Here is an 11,359-nt window from a genome sequence, read left to right as displayed (position 1 = left end):
GGTGATGCGCCCGGCACGGCGGTCGCGGCGGATCGAAACCCCGCTCATCCGAGGCGGCCAGACAAATTCAGCATAGCGGTCATTCTATCCTCTGAAGCAGAAAAAGCCGGGGGGGTAGGGCGCGAATGGCGGGCGTTGCCGGGGGCTCTGCCCCCCGTTTTCCGCCCCCCTCGACGGGGGTCGGAAAGCGTCCCCCGGGATATTTGGGCACGAAAGAAGCATCCGGGGTCGGGCACCCGCCATCGGGGCGGTGTCATCTAATCCTTTGGTTTGTCATGGAAGTTCGGTTTGCGTTTTTCGACAAAGGCCCGCATGCCCTCGCGCTGGTCGGCGGTGCCGAAGAGGCGGTGGAACAGCCGCCGCTCCCAGGCCACGCCCTCGGCCAGCGACAGCTCTTCGGCGCGCATTACCGCCTCGCGCGCGAGGCGGGTTGCGGGGCGCGAATAGCCGGCGATCTGGGTGGCGGCGGCCATCGCCTCGGGCAGGACGCGATCATCGGGCACCACGCGGGCCACCAGCCCGGCGCGCAGCGCCTCGGCCGCATCCATCATCCGGCCGGTCAGATGCAGGTCCATCGACAGCGCCCGCCCGATCAGCCGGGTCATGCGCTGCGTGCCGCCCATGCCGGCGATCACGCCCAGTTTGACCTCGGGCTGGCCGAATTTGGCGCCCTCGCCGGCGATGGCGAAATCGCACATCATCATCAGCTCGCAGCCGCCGCCCAAGGCATAGCCGTTCACCGCCGCGATCTTGGGCGTGCGCGTCGCCGCGAACCGGTCCCATGTGGCAAAGAAATCGGCCTCGACCATGTCTTCGGCGGTCTTTTCGGTCATTTCCGAAATATCGGCGCCGGCGGCAAAGGCGCGGTCCGAGCCGGTGATGACGATGGCGCCGATCCCCTTGTCGGCGTCAAGCGCCAGCGCCGCCGCCGTCAGCTGTTCGGCCAAGGCCGAGTTCAGGGCGTTCAGCGCCTCGGGCCGGTTCAGGCGGATCAGGGCCACGCGGCCCTCACGCGTGATCTGGATCAGGTCTGACATGGGTTCACCTCAGAGATTGCGGGCGATGACGAGGCGCTGGACCTCGCTGGTGCCCTCGTAGATCTGCGTCACCCGCACGTCGCGATAGATGCGTTCGACCGGGTAGTCGGACAGGTAGCCATAGCCGCCATGGATCTGGATCGCTGCCGAGCAGACCTTCTCGGCCATTTCCGAGGCGAAAAGCTTGGCCATGCTGGCTTCGGTCAGGCAGGGCTTGCCGGCCTCGCGCAACTCTGCGGCGCGCAGCACCAGCAGCCGGGCGGCGTCGATCTGGACCGCCATATCGGCCAGCGTGAAGCCGATGGCCTGATGTTCTGCGATGGGCTTGCCAAAGGTGATGCGGTCGCGCGCATAGGCCAAGGCCGCCTGATAGGCGCCGCGCGCCATGCCGACGGCCTGCGCGGCAATGCCAATGCGCCCGCCTTCAAGGTTCGAGAGCGCAATCCGGTAGCCCTCGCCCTCGGCGCCCAGCAGGTTTTCGGCGGGCACCCGCATCCCGGTAAAGGCCAGCGCGCAGGTGTCGGAACTGTGCAGCCCCAACTTTTCCTCGACCCGCATCACCTCATAGCCGGGCGTGTCGGTCGGCACGATAAAGGCCGAGATGCCCTTTTTCCCCGCTGCCGGATCGGTCACGGCAAAGACGATCATCACCTTGCCGTTCTGGCCCGAGGTGATAAACTGCTTGGCACCGTCGATGACATAATCCCCGCCGTCGCGCCGCGCCCGCGTGCGCAGGTTCGAGGCGTCCGAACCCGCCTGCGGCTCGGTCAGGGCAAAGCCGCCGATCCATTCGCCCGAGGCAAGCTTCGGCAGGAACCGCGCCTTCTGATCGTCACTGCCATAGCGCAGGATCGGCACGCAGCCGACCGAGCTGTGCACCGACATGATGGTGCTGCAAGCGCCATCGGCCGCGGCGATCTCCTCCAGCGCCAGCGCATAGGCCACGATCCCGGTCTCTGAGCCGCCATGCGCCTCGGGGACCAGCATGCCCAAGAAGCCCAGCTCGCCCATCTCGGTCAGCTCGGCGCGGGGAAAGCGGCTGTCGCGGTCACGCTCGGCGGCCCCGGGGGCCAGACGCTCCTCGGCAAAGGCGCGGGCGGCCTCGCGGATCTGTTCCTGTTCTTCGGTCAACATCATGCCAGCACCTCGATTGCCATGGCCGTCGCCTCGCCCCCGCCGATGCAGAGGGTGGCGATGCCGTGCCTTTGTCCCCGGTTTTCCAGCGCCGCCAGCAGCGTGACCAGCACCCGCGCGCCCGAGGCGCCGATCGGATGGCCAAGCGCGCAGGCGCCGCCGTTCACGTTCACCATATCATGCGCAAGGCCAAGGTCGCGCATCGCCGCCATGGCGACGACGGCAAAGGCCTCGTTCACCTCGAAAAGATCGTAATCGCCAAGCGTGGTGCCGGTCCGCTGCAGCAGTCGCCGCACCGCGCCGATGGGGGCGGTCGGGAACAGGTTCGGCGCATCGGCAAATGTCGCATGCCCGATGATGCGCGCCCGCGGCACCAGCCCGTGGCGTTCGGCCTGCGATTGCCGCATCAGCACCAGCGCCGCCGCCCCGTCCGAGATCGAGCTGGAGTTCGCCGCCGTCACCGTGCCGCCCTTGCGGAAGGCGGGCTTCAGGGTCGGGATCTTGTCCAGCCGCGCCTTGCCCGGCGACTCGTCGGTGGTGACGATCCGGGTGCCCGTGCGGCCCTCGATGGTGACCGGCGCGATCTCGGCGGCAAAGCGCCCCTCGGCGATGGCCGCCTGCGCGCGGCTCAGCGAGGCGATGGCGAATGCGTCCTGTTCGTCGCGGCTAAAGCCATAGCTCTCGGCGCAATCCTCGGCGAAGGTGCCCATCAGGCGGCCCCTGTCATAGGCGTCTTCCAGCCCGTCCAGGAACATGTGATCCAGAACCTGACCGTGGCCCATGCGGTAGCCCGCCCGCGCCTTGGGCAAAAGATAGGGCGCGTTCGACATGCTCTCCATGCCGCCCGCGACCACCACATCCGCCGATCCGGCAAGGATCAGGTCATGGCCCAGCATCGCGGCCTTCATGCCCGAGCCGCACATCTTGTTGACGGTCGTGGCGCCGGCCGCCAGCGGCAGACCGGCGATCAGCGCCGCCTGCCGTGCCGGGGCCTGACCTTGCCCCGCGGGCAACACACAGCCCATCAGGATCTCGTCTACCGCCTGCGGGTCCAGCCCCGTCAGCGCCGCCCGGATCGCGGCCGCGCCCAGATCGGCGGCGGCCAGTTCGGCCAGATCGCCCTGAAACGCCCCCATGGGCGTGCGGGCGGCGCCGGTGATGACAGTCGGATCGGTGCTCATCTCCGCATCTCCTTATTTCGGTGCCATGCGCAGCGCGCCATCCAGCCGGATGACCTCGCCGTTCAGATAGGCGTTTTCGACGATATGGCGCACCAGCCCGGCATATTCCGCCGGATCGCCCAACCGCGAGGGGAAGGGCACCGTGCGGCCCAGACTGTCCTGCACCTCAGGGGCCATGCCGGCCATCATCGGCGTGGCAAAGATGCCCGGTGCGATGGCGACGACGCGGATGCCGTGCCGGGCCAGTTCGCGCGCGGCGGGCAGGGTCAGCGCCGCGACGCCGCCCTTTGAGGCGGCATAGGCCGCCTGACCGATCTGCCCGTCGAAAGCCGCGATCGAGGCGGTGTTGATGATCACCCCACGCTCGCCGCCCGCGTCCGGCGTGTTTTTCGCCATGGCATCGGCGGCCAGCCGCAGGATGTTGAAGGTGCCGATCAGGTTGATCTGGACGGCGCGGGCAAAGCTTTCCAGCGGCTGCGGACCATCGCGGCCGACGATCCTTTCGCCCGGTGCGATGCCGGCGCAGCTGACCGCCACATCCAGCCGGCCAAAGGCCTCGACCGTGGCCGCGACCGCCGCCGCGCCCTCGTCGGCGCTGGTCACATCGGCGCGCAGAAAGCGCGCCGCCGTGCCCAGTTCCGCCACGATGGCCGCCCCGGCGCCGGCATTCACGTCCAGAGCCGCGACCCGCGCCCCTGCCGCAACCGCCATCCGCGCCACCGCCGCCCCAAGGCCCGAGCCCGCGCCGGTGACCAGAACCACCTTGTCCCGAATATCCATGTTCCGTCCTTACCCTTGGGCCTGTTTCTCGACCTCGGCCTTGCGCAACAGGAAACGCTGGATCTTGCCGCTGGGCGTCTTGGGCAGCTCCTCGACGAAATCCAGAAGCTTGGGCCAGGCATGTGCCGACAGCCGGCGCTTGACATGGGCCTGCAATTCCTCGCGCAGCGCCTCGCTGCCCGTGGCCCCTTTGGCAAGGATGACGAAGGCCTTGACGATCTCGGTCCGCTCGGGGTCGGGCACGCCGACCACCGCCGCCTCGACCACCGCCGGATGCTCGATCAGCGCGCTTTCCACGTCGAAGGGCCCGATGCGATAGCCCGAGCTGGTGATCACGTCATCGGCCCGGCCGATGAAGCTGATCGAACCGTCCGGCTCGAATTCGACGGAATCGCCGGTGGAATAATAGCGCCCCGAAAGCGGAGGCTTATGCAGATAGCCCGAAAACCACATCAGCGGCGATTGCTGCAGGTCGATGGCAAGGATGCCGGGCTGGTTCGGACCCAGTTCGCGCCCGGCCTCGTCCAGCACCACGACGCGATAACCCGGCATCGCCAGCCCCGCCGAGCCCGGCCGCACCGGATGGTCCAGCCCGTGGTGGTTGTTCACGCACATGCCCATTTCGGTCTGGCCGTAATGGTCATGGATGGGCGCGGCCAGATTCTGCTCGAACCAGCGGATGATTTCGGGGTTCAGGGGCTCGCCGGCGGAACTGACCACGCGCAGCCGGCCCTTGACGCCGGCGGCGGCCTCGGGGCCCGCCGCGATCAGCAGCCGGAAAGCGGTGGGCGAGCCGGCAAGGTTGGTCACCCCCAGCCGCGCGATCAGATCGAAGGTTGAGGCGGCGGTGAAGCCGCCCTCGTAGATGATCGTCGCCTGACCCAGCAGCAGCGGCCCGGTCAGCGCATAGTAAAGCCCGTAAGCCCAGCCCGGATCGGCGATGTTCCAGAACACATCGCCGTCGCGCAGGTCGATGGCGTCGCGCATATAGGCGCCAAAGGCCAGCAGCGCGCGCAGCGGCACCGGCACACCCTTGGGCAGGCCCGTGGTGCCCGAGGTGGACATCATCATGAACAGATCGTCGCCCCGCCGCATCACCGGCTCGAACGCATCCGAGGCGGCAGCCACACCGGCGCGGAAATCCACGTCGCTGGCCGGCACGCCGTCGCCCACCGTCGCCATCAGCGGGCAATCGGGGATCTCGTCCAGCTTGGGCCTCTGGGTGGTATTGGTCACCACCATCTTGGCGCCGCTGGTCTTCAGCCGGTGCTCGATCGCCTTGGGACCAAAGGCGGTGAACAGCGGCTGATAGACCGCCCCCAGCCGCCATGCGCCCAGAATGACCGCGACCAGTTCGACCGTGCGCGGCAAAAGCCCCGCCACCACATCGCCCGGCTTGATGCCCTTGTCGCGCAAGAGATTCGCGGTGCGCGCCGACAGCTCGCGCAGCTCCTCGAACGTATAGCTGCGTTCGGCGCCTTCGGCCGAAACGCAGCGCAGCGCCACGCGGTCGGTGCCGCAATGCCGGTCGCAACATTCGACGCAGGCGTTGACGCCTTCTGCCAGATCGCCCTGCAGGGCTGCCATGGCCGCCTCGATGCTGAAGCGTGCCACGGCCTGTTCATAGCCCGGCCTGTCCCGGCCCGGTTCCTTGGACATCATGCTGATCCTCCCACTCACCGCGATGCGGTTCCTCCGAGTTCCCGATCAGCTTAGCGCAGGAGGCATTGCAAACAATGACATTCTCGGACAGATAATTTGATCGGTTTTGCGAGAAAGGTCGCGCATGGAACGGCGCATGATCTCGCCCGGCTTCGTCGAGGACGCGCTGGGATGCCTGTGGCGGCGGCGCATCGACCCCGCGCCCCTGCTGGCGCAGGCGGGCATCCACGACCGCAGCCAGCCGGTGTCGAACCTGAAATATGGCAGGCTGTGGCTGGCCATCGCCGAAGCCGTCGGCGACGAGTTCTTTGCCGAAGGCGCGCGCCCGATGCGGCCCGGCAGCTTCAAGCTGATGTGTCAGGCGACGGTCCATGCCGGCACGCTGGAAAACGCCCTGCGCCGGGCGCTGCTGTTTCTGGGCGTGCTGCTGGACGATCCCACCGGCACGCTAAGCGTGCAGGACGGGCTGGCCGAGATCCGGCTGAGCGACCGCGCCGCACCGCGCCGGGCCTTTGCCTATCGCACCTATTGGCTGCTGCTGCTGGGGCTGATGTGCTGGCTGATCGGGCGGCGCATCGCCCTGATGCGGGTCGATTTCGCCTGCGCGGCGCCGGTCGACCGCGCCGATTATCGCCAGTTCTTCGGCGCGCCGGTGCATTTCGACCAGCCCGCCAGCCGGCTGACCTTTGCCGCAAGCTATCTGGCCTTGCCGATCATCCGTCAGGAAACCGCGCTGCAAGGCTTCCTGCGCGGTGCGCCGGCCAATATCCTGATCCGCTATCGCCACGATCAGGGGCTGACGGCGCGCATCCGGTCGCGGCTGCAGGCGATGGCGCCGCGCGACTGGCCCGATTTCGACCGGCTCGCCGCCGATCTGCGGCTGTCACCCGCCACGCTGCGCCGCCGCCTGCGCGCCGAGGGGCAGGGCTATGCCGCGATCCGGGCCGAGATCCGGTTGCAGGGCGCGCGGCAATTGCTGCGCGACACCGGGCTCAGCGTGGCCGAGATCGCCGAGCGGCTGGGCTATGGCGAACCCAGCGCCTTTCACCGCGCCTTCCTGAAACATATCGGCACCACCCCGGCCGCCTTTCGCCGCGAGGCCAGGGACGGGGCCAAGGTTGCAGGTGGCGCGCGCTAAAGCCCGGCCAGCAACCGGGTCATGTCGATCCGCGCCGCAGGCAGCGCCACCTTGCGGCGCGGGCGTGAAGCGCGGAAAGATCACGCCATCGGTCGCCCCGCACCACAGGAAAATCCCATGCCCCTTGCCCTTCAGATGGTCGATGTCTTTGGCGCCGCGCCGCTGTCGGGCAATCCGCTGGCGGTCATCCTTGGAGCCGAGGAGATGTCCACCGAGCGGATGCAGCAGCTGACGCGCTGGTTCAACCTGTCCGAGACTGCCTTTCTGCTGCCGCCCCGCGATCCGCGCGCCGATTACCGGGTCAGGATCTTTACGCTGGACCGCGAGATGCCCTTTGCCGGCCATCCCACGCTGGGCAGCTGTCACGCATGGCTGACGGCCGGCGGTCAGCCCCGGAACGCGACCGAGATCGTCCAGGACTGCGGCGCCGGGCTGGTGCCAATCCGCCGCACGCCCGGCGGGTTGGCCTTTGCCGCGCCGCCACTGATCCGCTCGGGCGCTCCCACGCCGCAGGAACTGGACGCAGCGCAGCGCCTGTTGCAGATCGAGCCGGGCGAGATCATGGATGCCGCTTGGATCGACAACGGCCCAGGCTGGCTGGGAATCCGTCTGGCTTCGGCCGAAAGGGTGCTGGCGCTGGAGCCGCTGCGCAGCTGGACCGGGCGCATCGACGTGGGCGTGGTCGGACCCTGTGCGCCGGGCAGCGAAACCGCGTTCGAGCTGCGCGCCTTTTTCAGCGATCCACAGGGCGGCATCGTCGAGGACCCGGTGACCGGCAGCCTGAATGCCTCGGTCGCGCAATGGCTGTATGCGACCGGCCTTGTCACCGATGATTATGTCGCCGCCCAAGGCACGCGTCTGGGCCGCCTTGGCCGCATCCACCTGTCGCGCGATCCCGCCGGCCAGATCTGGGTCGGCGGCGCGACACGCAGCCATGTCGCGGGGCAAGTCCTGAACCTGTGAAACCAGGTGAGGAATATATCGCAATCATCTAACTACAATAGATTATTTCTCAGTCGCACCTTCACTCAGCCGGGCATCGACCAGCGGCCGACGCTTTTTCAAATGCCGCGAGGCCAGCTTGCGCCCCATGCGCCCCGAGGGCAGCAGCCGCGCCGAGGCCGGTATATGCTCGGGCGAGGCCAGTTCCGGGAACAGCGTCAGGATTTCCTCGCGCGCGGCGGGGCTGACAGCCTTCAGCGCCTCGGGGGCCGGTGAACAGCGTCTCGGTCGGGGCGCCATTGGCGATCACCACCTCGTGCCGGTCAAAGAGCAGGTGGAAATATTCCACCTCGGGCAGGTCGGTGGCGATGTCGATACCGTCGATCTGCACAAGCTGCTTGGCCGCGACCAGCACCTCGGTCGCGCCGAACATGCGCTGCGCGATGGCCGACCGCACCAGAACGCGGTGCTGGGGCGAGACGACCAGATCGGTCGCCGGCAAGCCCGCACCCAAAGCGCCGGCGCGGATACGGATTGGCCGCAGCCGGGGCGCCAACGCCAGCCATGTCGCACCGACGCGGATCGCGCCGATCCAGCGCAGCGGCTGCGCGCCATGATCCAGCGTCAGCACCAGATCGCCGGGGTGCAGATCCTCGATGGCGCGCGGACCGTCTGGCGTCTGGATCAGGGTGCCGCGGGCAAAGCAGATCACCGGCCCGACGATCGGGCCATGGGCAATGGCGGTGCCATCTGCGGTGATCTGGAAAAAGCCCGCAGGATAATCGTGGCCATCGGCATCGCTTACCGAACCGAAGTGGACATCATGGCTGGCGCCGCCGCCCTCGGGGGTCATCGTGATCACCAGCGAATTGTTCTTGGGACTATAGACGATATTCGAAAGCACATAGCCATCGGGGGCGAAGATACCGTCGCCCGCCTTGAACCCGCTGAAGCTGGTGTTGTCCATCCCGTGCTGAGTATAGGCGCTTTCGGGCAGCTGGACGGTGCTGTTTCCGGTGCCAAAGTCGACATAACGCGGCTTTGCATCCTCGCCGATGACCAGCGCCGAGTTGTTCAGAATGAACCGCCCGTTGCCACCGGTTTCGTCCAGCGTCACGAAAGCATCGTTCATGGTCAACGTCTTACCACCACCGGAGACGCTGACCGTCACGCTGGAATCGGCACGGATACCATTGCCGACAATGGTATCAGCTTGGCGGCCGGTCAGGGTCAGGGTGGTGGGCGAGCCGGGATAGGTATAAGTCGCCATGATATCCTCGATCGGCTAAATATGTTCGATAATTATGTGCCCGCAGACCCGTGGCAGCACGAGCATGGGAATAGTTTGGAGATATTGGCAGGATAGGCCAGCACATAACTATACTAAAGATCTAATTGACCTGCATGGAAGCATCGGCGGTTTGCGCCAGATTCCGCCGGCTGACCCTGCTTGGGGCATCGGAAATTCGGTGGCATGGCGGTCTTGGGCCAACATCCGGCCGCATTGCGCCGGCCGGTGCAGGCTGTGCCGCGGGATTTTATCGCCGGGGCAGGGCGGGTCGGCCGATCCAGCGGTCAAAGGCATCGAGCCGGGCATAGGTCGCCGGGCGCAGCTTGCCCAGTTTCGAGGGATCGCAAAGCAGATAGCGCTGGCGCGAGCGCGCCAGAGCCGCCCGTTTCACCTCGACCTCGTGGAAATGGAAACAGGTAACGCCTTCGGTTTCATGGACACCTGCGGCGGAAAAGAAGCCTTTGGTGAGATTGATCCTTTGCAGCAGCGCCACCGCCTCGTCCGAGGAAAAACTGCCGGTTTCCCGGTGATAGATCCCGGCCAGCAGGATCAGGTTCACCCCGGCCAGCCGCGCCACCGCATCGGCGATATTCAGCGCCTGCGTCACCACGGTGACATGGGCCTCCTGCGGAATCCGCGCCGCCAGATGCGGCGTCGTCGTGCCGCAGTCGATGAACACCGTGTCGCCCGGCTCGATCAGCGCCGCAGCCTCGGCGGCAGCGGCCCGCTTGGCCTCGGCCTCGCGGTCCTGCGCGGCGCTCAGCGAATAGCCCTCGGCCCCCTCAAGGGCCAGCATGACATAGCCGCCAAGGCAGACCAGCCCCTCGGCCCCCTCGTCAAGATCGCGCCGGATGGTGATCTGCGAGGCGCCGGTATGGCGCGCGGCATCGGCGATATGCACGATGGCGCCGCTGCGACACAGCTCGGCCAGCGCCGCGATCCGTTGCGCCTTGCCCGATGGTCTTGCCATGCCGCACCCCGTTCTGCTGCCTGCCGCCGTCCAGACCCGCCGCCCGGAAAGTTTCAGTTGACGGAATGCCGCCGGTTTTGAATGAATGCAATCATATTGAATCGATCCGATCAATATGGGCAAAGGCGCCGCGACGCGGGGAGGAACGCGCAGCGGGGCATTGGGGAGGAAATTCGATGAAGATTCTGCTGACGTCAGCTGCGCTGACGCTGTCGTTTCTGGCTGCGCCGGTGCTGGCCGAGCAGGTGGTTGACGTCTCGAAAGTCAACTCGGACCTGATCGCGACCAAGGATGGCAAGAAATACACCATCGCCACTGTGGTCAAGGTCGATGGCATCGCCTGGTTCGACCGGATGCGCGCCGGCATCGAGCAGTTCAAGGACGACACCGGCAACGATGTCTGGATGGTCGGGCCCAGTCAGGCCGATGCGGCCGCGCAGGTGCAACTGATCGAAAACCTGATCGCGCAGGGCGTGGATGCGATCACGGTCGTGCCCTTCTCGGTCGAGGCGGTCGAGCCGGTGCTGCAAAAGGCCCGCGAGCGCGGCATCGTGGTGATCACGCATGAAGCCTCGAACATCAAGAACACCGATTACGACCTCGAAGCCTTCGACAACCTCGCTTACGGCGCCAATCTGATGAAGGAACTGGCGAAATACACCGGCGAAAAGGGCAAATACGTCGCCACCGTCGGCTCGCTGACCTCGAAAAGCCAGATGGAATGGATCGACGGCGCCGTCGCCTATCAGAAAGAGCATTATCCGCAGATGAGCCTTGTCGGCGACCGTCTGGAAACCGCCGATGATGCCGCCATCGACTATACCAAGCTGAAAGAGGCGATGACCACCTATCCCGACATCACCGGGATCCTTGGCGGGCCGATGCCGACCTCGGCCGGGGCAGGGCGGCTGATCGCCGAAGGCGGGCTCAAGGACAAGGTGTTCTTTGCCGGCACCGGCCTGCCCTCGGTCGCGGGCGAGTATCTGCAGAACGGCGATATCCAGTATATCCAGTTCTGGGATCCGGCGGTCGCGGGCTATGCGATGAACATGCTGGCCGTCGCCGCGCTGGAAGGCAAGAAGGACCAGATCAAGCCGGGACTGAACCTTGGCCTGCAAGGCTATACCGACCTGACCGCGCCGGACGCGGCCAATCCGGGCCTGCTTTATGGCGCAGGCTGGGTCGGCGTGACCAAGGACAATATGGCAGATTACGACTTCTGAT

10 protein-coding genes are annotated in these 11,359 nt (G+C 66.7%); 3 read left to right on the top strand and 7 right to left on the bottom strand.

The window, feature by feature from the left end; all coding sequences use genetic code 11:
* Positions 1-257 precede the first annotated feature (257 nt).
* Genes GL279_RS16450 through GL279_RS16430 form a run of 5 tightly spaced genes read right to left on the bottom strand, consistent with a single transcriptional unit; the run spans position 258 to position 5,791 of the window.
* Positions 258-1,037, bottom strand: a complete 780-nt coding sequence (locus GL279_RS16450; protein ID WP_155065703.1) for an enoyl-CoA hydratase-related protein — start codon at positions 1,035-1,037, stop codon at positions 258-260.
* 9 nt (positions 1,038-1,046) lie between these two features.
* Positions 1,047-2,174, bottom strand: a complete 1,128-nt coding sequence (locus GL279_RS16445; protein WP_155065702.1) for an acyl-CoA dehydrogenase family protein — start codon at positions 2,172-2,174, stop codon at positions 1,047-1,049.
* The gene (locus GL279_RS16440; RefSeq protein ID WP_155065700.1) at positions 2,171-3,352 is read right to left on the bottom strand and encodes an acetyl-CoA C-acyltransferase; all 1,182 of its coding nucleotides are present in this window, start codon (positions 3,350-3,352) and stop codon (positions 2,171-2,173) included. Before GL279_RS16440 ends, GL279_RS16445 begins: the two co-directional genes overlap by 4 nt.
* A 12-nt stretch (positions 3,353-3,364) precedes the next feature.
* The gene (locus GL279_RS16435; protein ID WP_155065699.1) at positions 3,365-4,132 is read right to left on the bottom strand and encodes an SDR family NAD(P)-dependent oxidoreductase; all 768 of its coding nucleotides are present in this window, start codon (positions 4,130-4,132) and stop codon (positions 3,365-3,367) included.
* 9 nt (positions 4,133-4,141) lie between these two features.
* The gene (locus tag GL279_RS16430; protein ID WP_155065697.1) at positions 4,142-5,791 is read right to left on the bottom strand and encodes an AMP-binding protein; all 1,650 of its coding nucleotides are present in this window, start codon (positions 5,789-5,791) and stop codon (positions 4,142-4,144) included.
* 127 nt (positions 5,792-5,918) lie between these two features.
* On the opposite strand from GL279_RS16430, the gene GL279_RS16425 reads away from it, so the two are divergent.
* Positions 5,919-6,932, top strand: coding sequence for an AraC family transcriptional regulator (locus GL279_RS16425; protein ID WP_155065696.1), 1,014 nt, complete (start codon positions 5,919-5,921; stop codon positions 6,930-6,932).
* A 117-nt stretch (positions 6,933-7,049) separates the two neighbouring features.
* A complete protein-coding gene (locus GL279_RS16420; RefSeq protein ID WP_155065694.1) occupies positions 7,050-7,895 on the top strand; it encodes a PhzF family phenazine biosynthesis protein in 846 nt (281 codons plus the stop codon).
* 61 nt (positions 7,896-7,956) lie between these two features.
* On the opposite strand, the gene GL279_RS16415 is transcribed toward GL279_RS16420, so the two are convergent.
* Positions 7,957-9,144 (bottom strand): Hint domain-containing protein, encoded by a 1,188-nt coding sequence (locus tag GL279_RS16415; protein WP_246175358.1) that lies wholly within the window; start codon positions 9,142-9,144, stop codon positions 7,957-7,959.
* Positions 9,145-9,412: 268 nt separating this feature from the next.
* Entirely contained in the window at positions 9,413-10,135 is a 723-nt protein-coding gene (locus GL279_RS16410; RefSeq protein ID WP_155065692.1) for a DeoR/GlpR family DNA-binding transcription regulator, read from the bottom strand.
* Positions 10,136-10,311: 176 nt separating this feature from the next.
* Between GL279_RS16410 and GL279_RS16405 the strand changes: the two genes are divergently transcribed.
* Positions 10,312-11,358: an autoinducer 2 ABC transporter substrate-binding protein gene (locus GL279_RS16405; protein ID WP_155065691.1), complete on the top strand. Its 1,047-nt coding sequence runs from the start codon at positions 10,312-10,314 to the stop codon at positions 11,356-11,358.
* Position 11,359: the final 1 nt, after the last annotated feature.

It is taken from the genome of Paracoccus limosus, assembly GCF_009711185.1.
Classification (GTDB): Bacteria; Pseudomonadota; Alphaproteobacteria; order Rhodobacterales; family Rhodobacteraceae; genus Paracoccus; species Paracoccus limosus.
The sequence above is the reverse complement of the archived record's forward strand: the minus strand, read 5'-3'. Positions and strand labels throughout refer to the sequence as shown.